Here is an 18,220-nt window from a genome sequence, read left to right on the forward strand (position 1 = left end):
ACAACTGTCATCAGTTCTCCGCCAACTCGTCCAGTCTGCCGCGAACTGCAGCCAGATCGGCAGCGAATAGCCGCTCCTGTTCCTCGCGAGCCGACCCTTCGAGCCGCAGGAGGTATGAGGGATGCGCGGTGACCCACAGTTCACTGCCGTCCTCGAGTGTCATAGGTGCGCCGCGAACCTTGGATATGCTCACCGTCTTGCCGAGCATTCCCCGCGCCGCGCTGGCACCCATGGCCAGCACCAGCTTTGGCTTCACGATCGCACGCTCGCTCTCGATCCACCACCGGCAGATATCGACTTCCTTCGCGCCCGGGTTTTGATGGAGCCGCCGTTTCCCGCGCTGGACAAATTTGAAATGCTTTACTGCGTTGGTCACGTATGCGGTGCCGCGGTCGATGCCGGCCTTGTGGAGATGCTGGTCGAGCACTTGTCCTGCCGGTCCGACGAACGGGCGACCTTCTCGATCCTCCTGGTCGCCCGGCTGCTCACCGACGATCATCAGAGCAGCATTGCGCGGCCCCTCGCCCATCACCGCCTCATTGTCGAGCTGACCGATCGGGCATTTGCGACAGACATGGATCGCCTTGTCAATTGCCGCCAGTGTCTCCGGACGTTCGGCAAATTCCAGCGCACCTTCCGCGACCATTTTCGCTTCCCGCGACTGCGCATCGGCCACCAGTGCGGGAATCAGCGATGCTTCCGGCATGTTCTTCCAGTATTTCTTCGGCATTTCCTTCAGCATCGCACCGACTTTCAATCGCGCCGGGTTGAAGATCGAGGCGTAATATTTGCGCCACAGATCTTCCATCGGATCGCCATCCGGCGCATCCGCACGCTGGGCTGGCGGTCCCTCGGACATCGTCGTACCATCCCAATGAAGGCTGCCTCGCGGTGTCAAGATCGACCAGTGCATGTTCGAGAAGCGCCGTACGAAAAAGCCGGCATTTGCGCGCAGGATATGGTGTTCGGGCTCGAACCAGGCCACGTATCGATCGGTAGTTAGTTGATCAAACACATGCGGGTCGGTCTCGACCAAACGAAACCGGACGAAGGCGTGCATCTTGTGGCTATCGCGACGGACATTCTTGGCGAGCTCTTCGATCTGACGGACCTCGATGTCGGCCTTGTCTTCGAGCAGGCGGCCATTGCGCTGCAAGCGCCACAGGAGGTCGTAAAGTACAGAAAATCGATTATGATCAGAGTGTAATATCGCATTCTTTGCAAGTGATAGGAACTGCTTGCTTGCGCGTACGGGCGGCGCATCGGGGGCCGGGACAGGTAGCGGCACATGCCCGGGAGCGAAGAGATCGCCGATTCCGCCCGGTTCGATCCAGGCGATCCGATCGGGCGGTATCGCGCATTGCACCAAAGCCCGTGCCTTGTCGCGCCAGAACTCGAAATCGTCCGGAGCCGGAAGTTCGACGCGATAGGAAGCATCGGAACGAGCAAGCGGTGTTACAATCATACGCCAAACAGCTCCAGCTGCTCGGCCTTGGGGGCCAGGAGACTGCGCAAATCGGCACGATCGGTAAGCGTTACGGGGCGCCAGTCGACCGTGCAGATGAAAGGCCGTATCTTGACGATCGAGACTGTCAGCCGTGCAATATCGTCGAGCCGCAGCGCCCGATGGCGACGGCTGGTCAGGATATTGCCTACCGCTTTCACGCCGAGTCCCGGGACACGTAGCAACTGCTCTTTCGTGCCCCGGTTTACATCGACCGGAAACTGGTCACGAAACTTCAGCGCCCAAGCCAGTTTGGGATCGATGTCGAGTGGCAGGTTTCCATCCGCTTCGGTAGCCTCCATCACATCGGTCGGCTTGTAGCCGTAGAAGCGCATAAGCCAGTCGGACTGGTATAGCCGATGCTCCCGGATCAGAGGCGGACGTTTGAGCGGCAGCACGGCGCTCGCATCAGGGATAGGGGAAAAAGCGCTGTAATAGACACGACGTAAGTTGAAGGCGGTGTACAGGCTGCTCGCCTTCCCGACGATATCCGCATCGGTCGCGGCATCGGCACCGACAATCATCTGTGTCGACTGGCCCGCCGGCGCGAAGCGCGGCGCGTGCCTGAAGCGTTTGCAGGCATCTTTCAACTCTACGATGTCGTTCCTGACCTTCCCCATTGCCCCCTCGATCTGGCGGCCATTCTTGTCGGGAGCGAGGCGGGTGAGCCCGCTATCGGTCGGCAGTTCGACATTGATCGAAATCCGGTCGGCATAGAGCCCTGCCTGATGAACAATCTCAGGATCTGCCTCGGGAATGGTCTTGAGATGGATGTATCCGCGGAAATCATGCTCGTCTCGCAGGATACGCGCAACTTCCACGAGCTGCTCCATGGTGTAGCTCGAGTTCTTCACGATACCCGAGGACAGAAACAGCCCTTCGATGTAATTGCGCCGGTAGAAGGCGAGTGTGAGGTCCACCACCTCCTGCGGCGTGAACCGCGCGCGGACTACGTTCGAACTCTTGCGATTAACGCAGTAGTGGCAGTCGAAAACACAATGATTGGTCAATAAAATCTTCAGCAGCGAGATACATCTGCCATCAGGCGCGTAGGCATGGCAAATGCCCATTCCTTCCGTCGAGCCAATGCCCTTCCCACCCAGCGAATTGCGCTTGGCAGTCCCGGAAGACGCACAGGAAGCATCGTACTTGGCAGCGTCCGCCAAAATTTCCAGTTTCTGCAAGACAGTTTGCGCAGGCATTCGTTCTTTATATGTTCCAATTGATGCACTGCCAATATCGAATGATGTATCGGCAGCTTATGACAGAGATGCTCTTCGGAACGCTTGGTAGCCGATCGTGTCCGCTCGGCGCTCCCAGATCTCTCAACAACGCACAGCGCGGGAGCAAAGCACCGGCCAGACCATTGGTGGTATGTAGCGTATGTGAGGAGCCAATCCATGAAAGAAGCCCAAGGAAACCCTCAGGAACTCAAGAAGAAATTTTGGCAGGCACTGGCTGACAGCCCTTATCTTTTCCTGCAATTGAAGGACAACAGTTCGAGCGCAGTGCCCATGAGCCCGCAACTCGACAAGGATGCGAACAGCGCCATCTGGTTCTTCACTCACACCAAGAGCGATTTTGCCAGGCTTGGTCCGGTGACCGCAACTTTCGAAGGCAAGGGTCACGACATGTTCGCCCGCTTCGACGGAACGCTAGTGAAAGAGATCAGCCAGGCACGGTTCGATCAATTCTGGAACAATTTCGTCGAGGCATGGTACGATGGCGGCAAGGACGATCCTGACCTACTGTTTCTGCGAATGGATCTGGACAGCGCTGAAATATGGGAAAGTGATATCGGCTTGCTCAACACGGCGAAAATGGCGCTCGGTATGACCGTGCATGACGAGGCTGAAAAACACCACGTCGATACGGTCGACCTTTAGTCATGTTTCAGTACCAAGGGCCGCTGCCGATAGGAAGCGGCCCTTGTCCGTGGTTGCCATGCCATCTACCTTGGCGGAGCAATCGGTATCGCCGTCTCTTCTCCCGCGACATCATCGACGACTTCCACAGTTCCGCGGCCCAGATGACTCCGGCTGCGACCGTAGCCGAAATACACCAGAAGCCCGAGAGCGGTCCAAAGTGGAAGGACCAGCATCGCATCGATTGGCAAATTCAGGAAGAGGAACAGACAACCCAGGACCGTCGCGGGGCCCACAAACCACAACCCCTTGACCCGAAATCGCCGGGGCACATCAGGCCGCCTCCGCCGCAAAACCATGACTGCCACCGCAACCATGAGAAAAGCATAGAGCGTGCCGGCATTGGCGATGTCGGCCAGTTGCCCGACCGGGAAAAAGGCGGCACCCACGGCGACGACAAAGCCGGTCAACGCCGTCACCACATGAGGCGTGTGCCAGCGCGGATGCACCTTGCTCAGAAATTCAGGCAACAAGCCGTCGCGGCTCATGACGAAGAAGATACGCGTCTGTGCGAAGAGCAGCACGAGAATCACAGAAGGCAAGGCGAGAAACGCGGCGATGCCAAGCAGATTTCCGACTCGGGACCACCCAATCTGGCGCAGCACGTGCGCCAGAGCTTCATTCGAGCAGACCAGCGCGTCGACATGTTCAGGCAATGCGCACTGACGCGCGAGCTCTTCCGATCCTGCCGGGAACGGTATCCCTCCGGGGCCCATGATTGGCTGCCCTCCAATCGTCCCGATCGCTCCCGCCGCGACGAAGATGTAGAAGATTGTGCAGAACAACAACGAACCCACCAATCCGAACGGAACGTTGCGTTGGGGATCTTTGGTTTCTTCCGCAGCCGTCGAGACCGCATCGAAGCCAACATAGGCAAAGAAAATTGTCGCCGCTGCCCCGACGGCGCCGACACCAGTGCCGAAGCCACCAAAGACACCAGCCGGCAGGAATGGATTGAACTGATTGGCGTCGAAGGCGGGGCTAGAAAGCGTCAGCGCTATGAATGCAGTCAGCGCCGTAACTTTGATCGCTACCAGCACGGCATTGAATTTGGCACTCTCGCTGGTACCAATCATCAAGAGACCGGTGATCAGGAGAGCGATAATGAAAGCCGGCAAGTTGATTAACCCGCCTTCGGCCCCGCCAAGCGCCAAGGGCCCGGCAGACAACCATGCAGGCAAGGAAATGCCTAAAGTCTCGTTGAGAATGGTCCCGACGAAATAGCCGGACCAGCCCACCGATACTGCACTGGCAGCAATCGCGTATTCAAGAACCAGCGCCCAGCCTACTGTCCATGCCAGAAATTCACCCATGGTGGCGTAGGTGTAGGTATACGCCGAACCCGAGACGGGTACCGTAGCTGCAATTTCCGCATAGCACAGCGCAGCGACGATGCAGACCGCCCCCGCGATGGCGAATGCGAGCATCAGGCCGGGTCCCGCTTTCTGCGCACCAGCCGCAGTAAGTACGAAAATCCCTGTACCGATAATGCAGCCAATGCCGAACAACATCAATTGTATGCCGCCAAGCGAACGCTTGAGCGACTTTTTCTCAGCAACCGCCAGAATTGCATCCAGCGGCTTCACCCTGTCGAAAATCATTCGGCCTTCGGCCTCCCCAGGCCCGCCGCAGGACTACCCTGCTCCGCCAGCCGGAAGCTTTGCGAATAGTTGCTAATTCGACGCTGGAAAAGCGGAATCCTTACTGACCACCCAGAATTGCCGGAAACAAACCAGTCGCCAGGATGATTGCAACCGCGATAGGGCAGAGCCAGGCGATCAGGAAGCGCCACAGGCTGAACGCAAGTGGCGACAGGCCGGTGGTTGCCCGCAGCAGGTTTTCGTCAGCCTTCCAGCCGATGAAAATCGATGTCAGCAGAGCACCGACAGGCAGCATCACCTTGCCGGTAAACCCATCGACCGTATCGAGAATATCGGTTTCGGCGAACAGGCTCCAGAACCCCAACGGGCGGACGTCGGACCATATGTTGTAACCCAGCAGGCACGCAATTCCGACGACGAACGCACCGGTGCCGAATATCAGCGCCGATTTTGGTCGGCTCCAGCCGCGCTCACCGATGCCCCATGCGGTCGGGACTTCGAGAAGCGAAATGGAACTGGTCACGGCTGCGACCAGGATGAGGACGAAGAACAGAAAAGCAAACAGCGCACCTCCCGGCATGGTCTGGAAGGCAAATGGCAGCGTTTGAAAGACCAGTGTCGGCCCGGCGGCAGGATCTAGGCCGACCGCAAAAACAATCGGGAAAATCATCAAGCCAGCCAGTAAAGCGACGCACGTATCCGCTACTGCTATGAGGGCTGAAGTTGGTCCCAGACCGCTACCCTCCTTGATGTAGGACCCGTAGGTTATCAGCCCTGCAACTCCTAGCGAAAGGGAGAATAGCGCTTGGCCTAGAGCCGAATTCATTACCTGAGGGGTCAATTTCGACCAATCGGGCGTAAACAGGAAGGCGATGGCGTCACCGATATCGCCTTCTACTGCACCGTAGATCACCAACCCGACCAGTAGGACGAAAAACATCGGCATGAGATAGGTCGCCGCTTTTTCAATCCCCGAGCTCACGCCGCGCGCCACTATGTAAAGAGTGAGACCCATAAAGACGAGGTGCATTGCCAGTAGCAAGCCGGGGCTGGCGAACATGTCGCCCAGCCGTTGCTGAATCTGACTCTGACTTTCGCCTGCCAGTGCGCCTCGGAACGGATCGCCGGCCATGATAGCCTGCACGAGATCGCCGCCCATTACGCCAGCATAATATAGCACCCAGCCGGCGACGACAGAATAGAACGATACGATCAGGAATGCTGCGAGCGCCCCGATAGCGCCGAATATCGACCAGTTCGGTGAAGCCTTTGATTGCGCTGACACGCGACGGATCGATCCCACCGCATCGGTCTGGCCCACTCTTCCGATAAAAATTTCGGACAGAACCAACGGCAAACCCAACAGGAAAACACAGGCGATGTAGAAGATTACGAATGCGCCGCCCCCGCTTTCTCCTGCAAGAGTCGGAAAACGCCAGATATTTCCAAGCCCCACGGCAGCGCCGATTGCGGCCAGAATAAATGCCGAACGCGAGGACCAACCCTCGCCCGTCGAAGTGGTAGCGACCATTACGAATTATACCTCCCGGACCGCAGCTTTCTTTAGCCGCGCCTCTCAAACGTGCGTCCTTAGACACGTAAATCCGAGGAATTCCAAGCTTCGCTTTGCCAACGTTCACACGCTTGCTAGTGAGCGGGCATGTCGACGACGTTTCAGCTCGATACGAGCACCAGCCGAGCCAATCCTACACCGCAGCCGATGAAGCGGCTGACGGTGCCCAAGATTCGTTCACACAAGGCGGAAGGTCAAACGCGAGAGCCGTTGGTCATGTTGACCGCCTATACGGCGCGTCAAGCGCAGCTGCTCGATGCGCATTGCGACATCCTTCTGGTCGGAGATTCGTTGGCGCAAGTCATTTACGGGCTACCAACCACCATTCCCGTGACACTCGACATGATGGCCAACCACGCGGCCGCCGTAGTCCGGGGCAGCTATCATTCGGTTGTAGTGGTCGACATGCCGTTCGGTTCCTACGAACAATCGCCGCAGCAGGCATTCGAAAGTGCTACTTTCCTGTTGAAGCAGTCGGGCGCAGCCGCAGTGAAGCTCGAGGGCGGCGAGCAGATGGCCGAAACCGTATCCTTCCTCAATCAGCGCGGCATACCGGTGATGGGACACGTTGGCCTTACCCCTCAGGCCGTCAACGTGCTCGGCGGCTACGCGGCACGGGGACGCGACGATGCCGAAGCGCAGAAGATCGTAGGCGATGCAAAGGCGCTCGATGATGCCGGAGCTTTCGCCATCGTGCTGGAAGGCGTGCTCGAACCCATCGCGATCGAGGCAACCAAAGCGGTTTCCTGCCCCACGATCGGTATTGGTGCCTCGGCCCAATGCGACGGACAGGTCCTCGTCACCGAAGACATGTTGGGAATGTTCGAACGCGTACCGCGCTTCGTCAAGAAGTACGAAGATATTGCGAGCGTCATCGAAAAGACTGTCGCACAATATGCTGAAGAGGTTCGTGCTCGCAGCTTCCCGACTGCGGATCAGACCTACCAGCCCAAGCGCTGAATTCAGGGTCACCCTATCATGGCAACGTTCTGGCGCTTTTACGGCTTTTCGTTCATTTTCACACTGATCTGCCTCGCGCTCGGGGTGTGGTATGGTTGGTCGAGCACGAACTCGATCCCCGGCACATTATCGCTATTGTGGATCGTCGTGGTCCTGTCGGTGCTGGAGGTGTCGCTGAGCTTCGACAATGCCGTGGTCAATGCCTCGGTCCTAAAGGAAATGGACGAGGTATGGCAACGACGCTTCCTGACCTGGGGCATTGCCTTTGCAGTGTTCGGGATGCGTATTGTTTTTCCGCTCGCCGTCGTCGCGATCGCGGCTGGCCTTGGGCCGATCGAAACCGTGAATCTCTCGCTCAACGACCCACGGGAATACGAACGCATCGTTTCGTCCGCTCATGTCGGCATCGCCGGTTTCGGTGGAGCTTTCCTTGCCATGGTCGGCCTGAAGTTCTTTTTCGACCTCGACAAAGAAATTCACTGGATATCGATAATCGAGAAGAATCTGGCTAGGTTTGCCGCCCTACCCGCGGCGGAAATTGCCCTTCTGCTGCTCGTAATGTGGGGCATTTCCACCACGCTCGAACCTGCCGATGCCCTGACCTTCCTTGTCGCGGGAATCTTGGGGCTGGTGACCTTTATCGCCGTCGAAGGGGTCAATGCGATACTCGAAATGAAAGAGCAGGCGGCCAAACTCCAGGGCGCGGTCGTACGCAGCGGGCTCGGCGGCTTCCTCTATCTCAATGTACTCGATGCCAGTTTCAGCTTCGACGGAGTCATCGGAGCGTTCGCGCTGTCAAACAACATGATCGTAATTGCACTGGGGCTTTCAATCGGTGCGATGTTCGTTCGGTCGATGACGATCCATCTGGTTCGGCAGGGAACGCTGGCTGCCTATCGTTTTCTCGAGCACGGCGCTTTCTGGGCAATCATTGTCCTCGGTGCGATCATGCTGATGTCGGCAAAGGTCCACATCCCCGAAACGATTACCGGCTTGATCGGCGCTATACTGATCGGGCTCAGCTTCTGGTGGTCGGTACGTTATAATCGACGGCATCCCGAAGCGAGTGTTCTGCCAGCCGATTAGCAATCGGGGCTGCAACGACCAGCTGGAAAAAGTGATAGAGCAACAGCGCTATCACAATGAATCCCGCCTCGGCCGGAGGAAAAAGGATTGTCGCCAGCGGCGCACCGACCGCCGCACTTTTCTGTGCGCCTGCAAAAAGGAACGCGATCCGGTCCGGACGTTCGAGCCTGAGGATACCACCTGCCATCCATGCGCCCAAATTGCCGATAAGGAGAAACAGGGTGACCAGCATTCCGATCATGGCCCAGTCCAGCCCATCGATACGCGACCAGATGTCCTGTTCTACCGCGCCCGAGAAAGCGACGTAAATTGCAGCCGAGATTGCGAAACGATCGACCCAAACGATCTTTGGCTTATGCTTTTCGATCAATGTACCGGCAACGCCTTGCAGCGCCTGCCCCAAGGCGAACGGCAGGATCAGCAAAAGAATAATCTTGATCGCTACGTTGGCACCCACCGCACCGCTGCCAATCCCGCCGAGTGCAAGAAAGACCGGGACGGTAACGAAAACACCCAGGATATTAAGCAGTGCGGCACCGACTACCGACAATGCTACATTCCCCCCTGCCAAAGAAGTGTAGGAGGTCGCCGACTGCACCGTCGAAGGCAAAGTCCCGAGATACAGGAAACCGATAGCAACCGATGGAGTGAGCCAGCCGCTGCCCAGCGAGGCCAGGGCTAGCCCCGCCAAGGCCATCGCACCGAAAACCCATACAACAAGCGGAACAAGAAAGCGCCAGTTGGCAATCCCTGCGATAATTTCACGCCGGGCAATTCTCATTCCGTTGAGCAGAAAGAGGGTGAATATCGCGGTATTGGCAACGATCTGGGCAACACTTCGCGCCTCTCCTGTTGCTGGTGCCAATGCGGCGATGGCGATTGCCGCGACGAGCATACGCAGCATCGGATCGACCCAGATGGTTCGTACTGTCATGGATTTTCCCTGCCGCGGTAGCCGGCACGTGTCGAGCGCTTCACCCCTGCGTCAACGATTCGAGTTTCGTTTCGAGCTCTTCGCGGGTTTCAGCTTCGTCTGCAGGCAAAGCCGCTATCAATGCTGAAATCGCCAAGGGGCTCATAGGTTGCAACTCATGCGCAGCCAATGCGAACTGCAGTGCAGTGTCGGGGTCATCTAGCTGGCGCGCTGCAATGCTGCGTGCTGCCAGCACCCACGGCACCTGACCCATGCCAAGTTCCATCGCGTGGTCAAGCAATAGCACTGCCTTCGCCCAATCGCCTTTCGCCGCCGCAGCGTCAGCCAGGCGAGCCGCGGCCTCTCCATTCATCGGATCGCCTTGCACGAACGTCTCGAGCAATCGTCGCGCGTCTGTGCTGCTATCCTGGGCTCTGACAAGTCGAAGCGTAAGCGGCCATGACCGCCTAATCCGAGCGGACCGTTCATAGGCCGCCCGCGCGGCGCGTCTATTTCCCTCGGCCAGTTCGGCATCCCCGAGTATGGCGAAAGCATCTGCAGACCCGGGAAAACGCCGCGCGAAACCTCTGGCTCGTCCGACGCTGGCCGTCGTTTCATCGCGGGCTATTGCGTTGCGCACATAATCGCGTGTTTCCAACCCATCCATTGGACCGGAGCCAGCCAGGACATCGACGGATCGAGCACCGGCAAGGACCGACAGATCCGATTGGTCAATAGATGCGAGGTCGAGAAAGACCGCAGCGAGCTCTCGTTCTCCCAGCGTTTCGTAGGATCGACCGACCAAAGCCCGCAAATAAGCCGAGCCATCACTTCCGGCGGCAGAACCTGCGAAACGACGCACCAGCTCAAGTTCGCCACCGCTGCGGGACAGTGCGTAGGCGAGCAAATCGCGCACCCGACGATTGTCGGGCTGAACGGCCGACAGCCGGTCTAGTGTCTGTGCTGCGCTGGCGTAGTTCCCTTCCTCCAGGTCGATGATTGCCGACAGGAGTTGAGCTGCCGGAGAGCTTTTCTGGGGCCCCTCTGAACGCACAAACAGATCACGCGCCAAACGGATATTCCCGCCACGGGCAGCAATGACCGACTGCAAAAAAAGTCCCTTGGGCGTCGACGCGGCCCTGCCCTCGCCCGCCCTGAGAACTTGAAGTGCCTCTTTTGCCCGCCCCGCGTCACCGAGTGTAGCGGCATATTCCACCCGCAAAGCCGTGTTGGCTGGTTGGCGCGCAAGTGCTTTGCGGAAAATACGGGCACCAGTTTCCGCACCTTGGGCATCCCGCGCAAGCTGACCACGGAACAGCCATGCAGCGCCGCTGGTCGGATCGATTTCAAGCGCATGATCGACAGCCTCGATGGCTTCGATCTGCTCGCCGCCGCGATAGCGCAAATACCCGATATCGACCCATAAAGCAGCGTTTTCAGGATCGATCTGGTAAGAACGATCAAAGGCCCGTGCCGCGCCTCGAAGGTCGCCTTCCATCATTTCCAGCCGTCCCAGCAGCTGCAAGCGATCCGCCTGCATGTCGTATGGGAACTCTTCCTGCTCGAGCCAGTCTCGCGCGGTTTCCAGGTCTCCATCGATCAGCGCAGCCTCGGCGAAAAATATCGCCAAGTCGCGCCGGGGCTGTCCCTCTTCGAGCGCCCGGTCGAGATAGAACTTCGCGGAAAACGCGTTCCCGTTGGTCAGTTCGATCTGCGCCTTCTCGATCGACGACGAACTGGCCTCTGACTGATCACATGCACCAAGCACGAAGCAGGTGATTGTCAGCGCCGCTGCGTTCGTCAGGTTACGCCTGCAGATCATATTGTTTGAGCAGATCGTACAGTGTCGGACGACTGATGCCGAGCAGCTTGGCTGTATTCGAGATGTTCCCTTCGCTGCGAGCAAGTGCCTGCCTTATCATGCGCCGGTCAGCCTGCTCTCTCGCAGCCTTGAGGTTCAAGGCGATATCGCCACCGTCCGCTTTGGTCGATGCGAGATCAAGATCCTCGGCGGAAACCATCTTCCCATCAGCCATGATGACCGCCCGCTTCACCCGATTTTCAAGCTCACGCACATTCCCGGGCCAGTCCCAACCGTCTATCGCAGCAAGGGCATCGGGGGTGAAACCTTTCAGACGCGGATTCATCTCGTCGGCAAATCGGGCGAGGAAATGCTTGGCCAAAAGTATCGCATCTCCTGCCCGCTCGGCCAGCGTTGGCACTTTCACCACGATTTCCGCCAGACGATAGAACAAATCCTCGCGAAATGTGCCTTCCGAAATCATCGATTCGAGGTTCTGGTGGGTTGCGCAGACGATCCGGGTGTCTACCGGTATCGGCTTGCGTCCGCCGATACGCTCGATCGTACGTTCCTGCAGGAACCGCAGGAGTTTTACTTGCAGCGACAGCGGAATATCGCCCACCTCGTCGAGAAAAAGCGTTCCCCCATCGGCAAGTTCGATTTTGCCCTCGGTCATCTTGACCGCACCGGTAAAAGCACCCTTTTCGTGTCCGAACAGTTCGCTTTCGAGCAGGTTTTCAGGGATGGCCGCGCAATTGATCGCAATGAAGGCACCATACCCACGATCGCTGCAATCGTGCACCCCCCGAGCAAGCAATTCCTTGCCGGTGCCGCTCGCACCCAGCAGCATCACAGAGACATTGGTCGGGGCTACCCGCTCGATAGTTCTTGCAACCTTCGCCATTTCGGGAGCTGCAGTAACCATCGATCCCAGGACCGTTCGATCCTCACCGACTTTCTCGGCGAGGCGGCGGTTTTCGGTTTCGATCTGATGTAGCCGATAGGCGCGCTGAACGATCAGTCCGAGCGTGTCGATATCTACGGGTTTCTGATAGAAGTCATAGGCGCCTTGTTCGACAGCTTTTAGCGCACTTTCACGCGCGCCATGACCCGATGCCACGATCACCTTTGTGTCCGGTTTGATGGCCATGATGGCTTCTAGAACCGCAAAACCCTCGGTCGTCCCGTCGGGATCTGGAGGCAAGCCGAGGTCTAGTGTGACCACCGCAGGCTCCTCCGATCGCAACGCTGCAAGAGCAGCTTCCCGTGTTCCCGCGATTACTACCTCAAAATCTTCATACGCCCATTTGAGTTGAGCCTGGAGACCCTCATCGTCTTCGACGATCAGCAGCTTGGGCTTGGATTGCGCCATTATACGACCTCGTCTTCCCGAGCTTTCCTGCCTCGTTCGATGATCCTCGTTGCCGACTCCAATGGCAGCCTGACCACAAATCGGGTTCCCAATCCTTCGCGTGATTCCACATCCAGGCGCCCGCCCATCGCCCTAACGAGTTCGCGAGCTTCGAAAGCACCTATGCCGAAGCCTCCGGCCTTGGAGGATATGAACGGCTTGTAGAGACTGTTGCGCAGAAATTGCGGCGACATGCCGCGACCGTTGTCGATCACCTGCATTATCCCCGATACTCCATCGCTGTAGGCTTCCAAGATCACGGGACTATTCGGTTCGCTGGCGTCGATGGCGTTCTGGATCAGATGAACCAATGCCTGATCCAGCGCTTCCGGGTTGCCCTCAACCGTCACCGACTCCGACCGCAAGACTGCCACAGGATGCAGCCGACCCAACTTCCCGGCCACTTGACGCGCAGCGTCGGCCAGATCGAACCGATGCACCTTCTGAGGCTCCGGCGCACCATACCGTCCGAGGCGGGCGAGCAGAGTATTGAGCTTTTCCGCGCTGCTTCGCACAGTAACGAGCATGTCTTTCTGAAATTCCGGCTTGTCGGCGTGTCGCTCCGCATTGCGCAGCAATAGCGACATCTGGCTGGACAGGTTCTTGATGTCATGCATGACAAAAGACATGCGGCGATTGAATTCGTCGAACCTTCCAGCCTCCAGCAGTGCCGCCTGTCCGGCCTGCTCGGCAAGGTAACTCGCCACCTGACGACCGACGACCGTCAGGAGATCGAAGTCTTCCCAGTCCAGCTCGCGCTCGACCAGTGGGCGTGACAGGACTACCAGTCCGACGAGGCGGTCGAAATGGAGTAACGGCACCGCCGCCCATGTATTGAGGTTGTCGCGCATCCAATCGGGCACCAGCGCTTGTTCGCCATGATGATCGACGCCCTCGCGCAGTTCGTCGAACGCAACGATCAACTCGCTGCGTTCGAGAAGTTCGCCCAGTTGGGCTGGTGCGGCTCTCCCGGGAACGACGACCGACGGCCAACGCCACTTTGCCGCAAGTTCGAGTGTGCCGTCTTCCTCCGGGACCAGCAGAATACCGGCAGGACTGTCGGTAATGTCGGCGAGCGCCTTAACCAACCGCTCCTGCAACGCGGAGTTGTCGAAGCCGGTGGTGCCGATCGTATGGGTAAACCTGATCCATTCGTTGCGGTAGTCGTACCGGTGCTTGAACAGATGCTTGATCGCCGTGACCCGCAGCCAACCTCGTAGATGGTCCGAAGGGAGCCAGATCAACGCCAAGGCTCCCGCTGCGATGACCAACCCGACCTGCGTCATTCGTGTAAGGTCGCCCGTTAGCATATCGAGCGAACGCGCAAGCGCGAGCATGACGGCGAGATAAGTGCCGATAACCAGCAAGGAGAGAAAGCGAAAAGTAGCCGTGCGAGATGGTCGGAATTCTAGCCCCGACGATTTGCGATTGAAGCCCATCGCAAATGGCACGGCAAAGATTGCTGCTGCCCAGCCGCGTAGCGCATCGAGTTCGATCGGAACTGCGGCCGTGATGTAGGCGATGGTAAAATAGTTGAGATCGAAGGCCCATAGCACTGCAAGCGCCGCGACATTCCAGCGCAGGATCTGTCGCGAGGACACTGCTGCCCCGACATAAAGATTGTGCAGCAATACGAGCGCGCCCACCGCGACCATAACTCGAAACAGCGTTGCGGTTTCGAGTATCGGGGCGGACAGTTCGGCGGCGCCCGCGTGCTGACGAGCGATAAGCAGCAACGCCAACTGCAAGCCTTCCACGAAGACAAGCGCGAATACTACCGGGCGGACCAGTCGCAGCGTCTCATCGCGTCCGTCGTTGGCGAACAGCCGAAACAACAGGAACAGCCAGGCAAGATTGCGTGAGATTTCCGCAAGCTCTACGATCGGTTTACCCGGTTCGAAACTGGCCGCGGCAAAACACCAGTTTGCAGTTAAGGCCAACGCGACAACGGCCGGGGTGCGATCATTTCTGGTTTCGTCGCCTCTGCCGCCAACCCAGATCGCCGCCAGAGCGCAGACGATGGCACCCGCGGAATAGCCGACATAGGAAAGGGTCGCGATCCAGAGCATCATCTGGCACCCTCTGGCCAGAGGATCACTCTTGCCGTCTGTAGCAAGATCAGAATGTCGAGAAAGGGTGTGTAGTTTTTGGCGTAGTAAAGGTCGTATTCCAGCTTGTGCCGTGCATCTTCGATGCTTGCGCCATAGGGGTAATTGATCTGCGCCCAACCGGTTATGCCGGGTTTGACAACGTGGCGTTCCGCATAAAAAGGCAGCTCGAGTTCCAGATCGCCCACGAACGCCGGCACTTCGGGCCGCGGTCCGACGAAGCTCATCTCACCCTTCAGAACGCTCCAAACCTGTGGCAGCTCGTCGATCCGTACCTTGCGGATCAGTCGCCCGACGCGAGTGATCCGTGGATCGTCTTTCTCCGCCCATTTTGCACCAGCGGCTTCCGCATCCGTGCGCATCGAACGCAATTTGATCAGGGTGAACGGCTGTCCGTAAAGACCGACGCGTGTCTGCCTGAAAAATGCCGGCCCCTTAGTCTCCAACTTCACCAGTGCCGCAAAGATCGCAATAAGCGGAAGGCCAACGACAAGTAAGAACAGGCTTGCAACGACATCGAACGCACGTTTGGCAACGCTCGACAGCCGCCTTCCCGCAGAGAAACCGTCTGAGAAGATCAGCCAACTAGGATTGAGCGTATCGAGATCTACCCGACCCAGTTCACGCTCAAGAAAGCTGGAAAAATCGTTAACATGCACACCCTTCGTCTTGATCCGAAGCAAGTCTTTGAGTGGTAGTGAATTGCGTCGCTCCTCCAGAGCCAGTACCACCTCTGTGGCGCCAAGCCGCTCCACAAACTTGCCGAGATCGGCGATTGATGAGCGCGGAACAGCCGTTTCGATGGTGTTCGCGCTGTCGCCCATTGCGACGAATGCACCGACAGCAAAGCCGCTTTCGTCACGCTGCGACAATCGCAGGAGCCGCTCAGCGCGTCTGCCGGAGCCGAGAACGAGAATCGTTCTTCGAAATGCATCCGCTCCTAGCATCCGTCCAGCCAGAAGGCGATTGGCGACCAGAAGAACGACTGCCATGCCCATGGCGTAAAGCAGCACGGACCGCCAAAGGGCCGAACCGGGCAGAACGAAATTCATCAGCGAAATCGCCAGCACGCCCAGACTTACGGCAACCAAGAGCCGTGCGGTTGCGAAGCGGATAGAGCGGAGCGCCTCGGGCCCATATGTTCCGACCGCGATCATGGCCAGCCAGACAACGCCGACAAAGCCTCCCAGCTCGAACGCGCGATCGGAGAACTTGCCGACGCTCACCCCGATTTGCGTAACCCTCAAACGCCACGCCGCTTCACCCGCCAAAAAGAGCAGAACGAGGTCTATCGCTGATAGCAGCACTACATTGTATGAAATGTAGTGCTTGAACAGGCGGATCATCCGGTCCGGCTCACGAGTTGCTAGTGTCGGAATCCTTGACTAGCAGAAAGGGATGAACCGTCGGTAAACTTTACACTCACGTTCGAAGGGCGACGCGCCGCCAAGTGCATCGCCCTCTCACGCTTTCTCGATCGATCAATTGTTGACGGCGTCCTCCACCGCTTCTCCGGCATTCTGGGCAGCTTCGCCGACCTGGCCGGCTGCTTCGCCGACTTGATCGGCAGCACCCGCAATTGCGTTGTCCTTGGCGACTTCGGCGTTGTTCATCTGAGTGAGGAAGAATATCCCCACTATGGCGACGACCAGCACGAGCAAGAGCATTGCCCAATTCGTGCCGCCACCACGGTTACCGCCATCCGAGACTACGGTGTGGGTTGTATGGGTATTCCCGGCTGCATCGGTGGTTTCGGTTATGCGTTCTTCTGTCATGTCATTCCTTCCCTGCGACGGAGTTTATGCGGCCAAAAACGCCCACGACCTCAGGGCGGTTCCGCAAATGACACCGATTGATGGTTAACCCTGAGCAAACTCGAACGGCGTGATCCCACGTCGGATCGTGTCGAAGACGAGCTTGCGACCGATGGGCGGCAACGACCGCTGATTGCAACGTATGCGATGGCAACGCGTGCATCCTGGCCCGATCGGCTGAGCGTCGTCGGGGCGCAATGACACGCCTCGCGCTTGGGCAAGTTCTGTTGCGAGTACGGCTTCGATCCCCACAGCGATCACGAACTGCGCCTCGCCCGGCGCCCCGGTGCCCTCGACAGTCCGGGACATGGTCAGCCAGCCTCCGTCGCGATCGCCAGAATTGTCGAGCGAGACAAACTGTACCTGCAACTCACCGGCGCGATCGAACGCCCTATGAGCATGCCAAAGCGGGCAGCTCTTATCGGATTCGACGAAGCGCGCGGTGCTGGCTCCGGTGAATGTCTTTGAGAACTGCCCGGCCCGGTCGAGCCGCACCATAAAAAATGGCAGACCTCTTTGACCAACGCGCTGGAGCGTAGTGAGACGATGCGCCAATTGTTCGAAACTTACGCCGAACCGACGCTCGAGCACGGGCAAGTCATATCCTGTAGCTTCGCAAGCGCGTAGAATACGACCATACGGCATAATCAGGGCCGCAGCGACATAGCCGGTCAAATGCCGCGCAAACAGAGAACGTGCAGCCTCGTCCTCGAACTTGGCCCCTTTCGCGACAGCGTCAATGGCGTCCGAAAACTCGAGCTGGGCGAGCTGGAGTGCGAGCTGAAAATTTCGCGAAGGAATACTCATCATCTCGGACAGCTGGACCTGCCGTGCATGGAGATCGAGGCGCCGCAAACTGTCGGGCATGACCTCCCTTGGCAATATCCGCACAGATAGTTGGTGTCTTTCGCGCAGGCGTTCCGCCAGGGCGATACCGATATCGGCGCGCGATAGGCGCATTTCGTCGGCCAGTTCTTCCGCAGCCATGTCCAGATCGGCGAAATGGTTGCGCCATCGCTCGATCTCACGCCGCGAAGCCGCGAGCGGATCGTCGGCTTCGGGTACTGCAGCACCGGCATTATCGTAGAGACGGACGAAGGCCGCCGCTGCTTGGGGAGCGGCTGAGAGAAATTCCTGCAGCTCTTCGCGATCGACGCCCAAATCGACGAATCGCTCGTCGGCGAAACGACGTGCAAGTCCATCGACCCCGCCGATTGCCTCGTCCTCGCGAAGCGAACGCGGGTCGAAATCGAATTGTTCGACCAGGCGCATCATCACCCGCGCGCTGACGGGTCGCTGGTTGCGCTCGATCAAATTGAGATAGCTAGGCGAGATATCTAGCCGCGCGGCCGTGCCGGCTTGAGTCAGCCCCTCGCGCTTGCGCAGTCTACGGATTGCAGGTCCAGCAAAAAGAGCTTCATCCGCCATTTGTAACTTTCTTTACGAGTTTACACGCTCATTAGCTTTTAGCATGCCTTCTAGACAAGAATTTTTGTAAATTTTCCTGTCGGTCGCCGTATTATC

14 protein-coding genes are annotated in these 18,220 nt (G+C 58.2%); 3 read left to right on the top strand and 11 right to left on the bottom strand.

The window, feature by feature from the left end:
• Positions 1–10: 10 nt before the first annotated feature.
• On the bottom strand, positions 11–1,465 hold the full coding sequence (locus K3174_RS02660) for a UdgX family uracil-DNA binding protein (protein WP_221555334.1): 1,455 nt from the start codon (positions 1,463–1,465) through the stop codon (positions 11–13).
• The gene (locus tag K3174_RS02665; protein ID WP_221555335.1) at positions 1,462–2,706 is read right to left on the bottom strand and encodes a putative DNA modification/repair radical SAM protein; all 1,245 of its coding nucleotides are present in this window, start codon (positions 2,704–2,706) and stop codon (positions 1,462–1,464) included. Before K3174_RS02665 ends, K3174_RS02660 begins: the two co-directional genes overlap by 4 nt.
• Before the next feature lie 198 nt (positions 2,707–2,904).
• Here K3174_RS02665 and K3174_RS02670 point away from each other — a divergent pair, with 198 nt between their 5' ends.
• Positions 2,905–3,390 (top strand): pyridoxamine 5'-phosphate oxidase family protein, encoded by a 486-nt coding sequence (locus K3174_RS02670; RefSeq protein ID WP_221555336.1) that lies wholly within the window; start codon positions 2,905–2,907, stop codon positions 3,388–3,390.
• A 65-nt stretch (positions 3,391–3,455) separates the two neighbouring features.
• On the opposite strand, the gene K3174_RS02675 is transcribed toward K3174_RS02670, so the two are convergent.
• Positions 3,456–5,030, bottom strand: a complete 1,575-nt coding sequence (locus K3174_RS02675) for an amino acid permease (RefSeq protein ID WP_221555337.1) — start codon at positions 5,028–5,030, stop codon at positions 3,456–3,458.
• A gap of 100 nt (positions 5,031–5,130) precedes the next feature.
• Positions 5,131–6,561, bottom strand: a complete 1,431-nt coding sequence (locus K3174_RS02680) for a sodium-dependent transporter (protein WP_221555338.1) — start codon at positions 6,559–6,561, stop codon at positions 5,131–5,133.
• A 129-nt stretch (positions 6,562–6,690) separates the two neighbouring features.
• On the opposite strand from K3174_RS02680, the gene panB reads away from it, so the two are divergent.
• Together panB and K3174_RS02690 are read left to right on the top strand one after the other, a co-directional pair.
• Positions 6,691–7,563, top strand: coding sequence for a 3-methyl-2-oxobutanoate hydroxymethyltransferase (gene panB, locus K3174_RS02685; protein ID WP_221555339.1), 873 nt, complete (start codon positions 6,691–6,693; stop codon positions 7,561–7,563).
• An 18-nt stretch (positions 7,564–7,581) separates the two neighbouring features.
• Positions 7,582–8,649 carry a DUF475 domain-containing protein gene (locus tag K3174_RS02690; protein WP_221555340.1) on the top strand — a complete coding sequence of 356 codons (1,068 nt, stop codon included), beginning with the start codon at positions 7,582–7,584 and terminating at the stop codon, positions 8,647–8,649.
• Here the strand turns inward: K3174_RS02690 and K3174_RS02695 are convergent.
• The 7 genes from K3174_RS02695 to K3174_RS02725 all read right to left on the bottom strand — a co-directional run bounded on the left by K3174_RS02695 (position 8,582) and on the right by K3174_RS02725 (position 18,124).
• On the bottom strand, positions 8,582–9,583 hold the full coding sequence (locus K3174_RS02695) for a bile acid:sodium symporter family protein (protein ID WP_221555341.1): 1,002 nt from the start codon (positions 9,581–9,583) through the stop codon (positions 8,582–8,584). The two genes, K3174_RS02690 and K3174_RS02695, sit on opposite strands and share 68 nt — an antisense overlap.
• A gap of 40 nt (positions 9,584–9,623) precedes the next feature.
• The gene (locus K3174_RS02700) at positions 9,624–11,384 is read right to left on the bottom strand and encodes a tetratricopeptide repeat protein (RefSeq protein WP_221555342.1); all 1,761 of its coding nucleotides are present in this window, start codon (positions 11,382–11,384) and stop codon (positions 9,624–9,626) included.
• Positions 11,368–12,735 (bottom strand): PEP-CTERM-box response regulator transcription factor, encoded by a 1,368-nt coding sequence (prsR, locus tag K3174_RS02705; protein WP_221555343.1) that lies wholly within the window; start codon positions 12,733–12,735, stop codon positions 11,368–11,370. The genes K3174_RS02700 and prsR overlap by 17 nt, the downstream gene beginning before the upstream one ends.
• Positions 12,735–14,846, bottom strand: a complete 2,112-nt coding sequence (gene prsK / locus K3174_RS02710; RefSeq protein ID WP_247711816.1) for an XrtA/PEP-CTERM system histidine kinase PrsK — start codon at positions 14,844–14,846, stop codon at positions 12,735–12,737. Before prsK ends, prsR begins: the two co-directional genes overlap by 1 nt.
• Positions 14,843–16,228, bottom strand: a complete 1,386-nt coding sequence (locus K3174_RS02715) for a TIGR03013 family XrtA/PEP-CTERM system glycosyltransferase (RefSeq protein WP_221555344.1) — start codon at positions 16,226–16,228, stop codon at positions 14,843–14,845. Before K3174_RS02715 ends, prsK begins: the two co-directional genes overlap by 4 nt.
• A 135-nt stretch (positions 16,229–16,363) precedes the next feature.
• Complete coding sequence (locus K3174_RS02720) at positions 16,364–16,657, bottom strand: hypothetical protein (protein WP_221555345.1); 294 nt, start codon at positions 16,655–16,657, stop codon at positions 16,364–16,366.
• Positions 16,658–16,741: 84 nt separating this feature from the next.
• Positions 16,742–18,124: a helix-turn-helix domain-containing protein gene (locus K3174_RS02725; protein WP_221555346.1), complete on the bottom strand. Its 1,383-nt coding sequence runs from the start codon at positions 18,122–18,124 to the stop codon at positions 16,742–16,744.
• Positions 18,125–18,220: the final 96 nt, after the last annotated feature.

This window comes from Qipengyuania qiaonensis (genome assembly GCF_019711515.1).
GTDB lineage: Bacteria > Pseudomonadota > Alphaproteobacteria > Sphingomonadales > Sphingomonadaceae > Qipengyuania > Qipengyuania qiaonensis.

What these genes read in the sequence shown, in the direction of transcription:
- K3174_RS02670 (WP_221555336.1), top strand. Translation starts at nt 2,905, where the DNA reads ATGAAAGAAGCCCAAGGAAACCCTCAGGAACTCAAGAAGAAATTTTGG.
- K3174_RS02680 (WP_221555338.1), bottom strand. Translation starts at nt 6,561, where the DNA reads ATGGTCGCTACCACTTCGACGGGCGAGGGTTGGTCCTCGCGTTCGGCA.
- K3174_RS02715 (WP_221555344.1), bottom strand. Translation starts at nt 16,228, where the DNA reads ATGATCCGCCTGTTCAAGCACTACATTTCATACAATGTAGTGCTGCTA.
- K3174_RS02720 (WP_221555345.1), bottom strand. Translation starts at nt 16,657, where the DNA reads ATGACAGAAGAACGCATAACCGAAACCACCGATGCAGCCGGGAATACC.
- K3174_RS02675 (WP_221555337.1), bottom strand. Translation starts at nt 5,030, where the DNA reads ATGATTTTCGACAGGGTGAAGCCGCTGGATGCAATTCTGGCGGTTGCT.
- K3174_RS02725 (WP_221555346.1), bottom strand. Translation starts at nt 18,124, where the DNA reads ATGGCGGATGAAGCTCTTTTTGCTGGACCTGCAATCCGTAGACTGCGC.
- K3174_RS02690 (WP_221555340.1), top strand. Translation starts at nt 7,582, where the DNA reads ATGGCAACGTTCTGGCGCTTTTACGGCTTTTCGTTCATTTTCACACTG.
- panB (WP_221555339.1), top strand. Translation starts at nt 6,691, where the DNA reads ATGTCGACGACGTTTCAGCTCGATACGAGCACCAGCCGAGCCAATCCT.
- K3174_RS02660 (WP_221555334.1), bottom strand. Translation starts at nt 1,465, where the DNA reads ATGATTGTAACACCGCTTGCTCGTTCCGATGCTTCCTATCGCGTCGAA.
- K3174_RS02665 (WP_221555335.1), bottom strand. Translation starts at nt 2,706, where the DNA reads ATGCCTGCGCAAACTGTCTTGCAGAAACTGGAAATTTTGGCGGACGCT.
- K3174_RS02695 (WP_221555341.1), bottom strand. Translation starts at nt 9,583, where the DNA reads ATGACAGTACGAACCATCTGGGTCGATCCGATGCTGCGTATGCTCGTC.
- prsR (WP_221555343.1), bottom strand. Translation starts at nt 12,735, where the DNA reads ATGGCGCAATCCAAGCCCAAGCTGCTGATCGTCGAAGACGATGAGGGT.
- prsK (WP_247711816.1), bottom strand. Translation starts at nt 14,846, where the DNA reads ATGATGCTCTGGATCGCGACCCTTTCCTATGTCGGCTATTCCGCGGGT.
- K3174_RS02700 (WP_221555342.1), bottom strand. Translation starts at nt 11,384, where the DNA reads ATGATCTGCAGGCGTAACCTGACGAACGCAGCGGCGCTGACAATCACC.